1 protein-coding gene is annotated in these 413 nt (G+C 70.7%); it reads left to right on the plus strand.

Annotation, left to right across the window (positions count from 1 at the left end; translation table 11 throughout):
* On the plus strand, positions 1-405 hold a 405-nt coding region (locus JWG39_RS16210), incomplete at its 5' end, for a glutamate-cysteine ligase family protein (RefSeq protein ID WP_205220465.1).
* Positions 406-413 lie beyond the last annotated feature (8 nt).

A 413-nucleotide genomic window follows, 5' to 3' on the forward strand; every position in this document is an offset into this window, starting at 1 on the left:
ATCGAGGTCCGGATCTGCGACGCGCAGACCACCGGCCCCGAGGCCGACGGGCTCATCCAGCTGATCGTCGGCTGCGTCGCGCAGGCGCTGCGGGAGATCGACGCGGGCGAGGTCCCGCCGCCGGTCCCGGGCCGCCTGATCGAGGAGAACATGTGGCGGGCCATCCGCTACGGGCAGGACGGCAAGCTGCTCGACCTCGAGGCGCCGAAGATCGAGGAGTTCCCCGCCTCTGAGGCCGCGGACCGGCTCAAGGCGTGGGCCGGGGTCGACGTGGCCCTGCCGGAGTTGAACGGCGCCCAGCGCCAGCGGCGCCTGATCGACGGCGGCGCTTCGCCCTACGAAGTCTTCAAGGTGTGCGTGGACGAGACACGCGCGACGTATTCGTCACAGGAGAAGGTCTCATGACCCAGCCC

It is taken from the genome of Desulforhopalus vacuolatus (genome assembly GCF_016918505.1).
Taxonomy (GTDB): Bacteria; Desulfobacterota; Desulfobulbia; order Desulfobulbales; family Desulfocapsaceae; genus Desulforhopalus; species Desulforhopalus vacuolatus.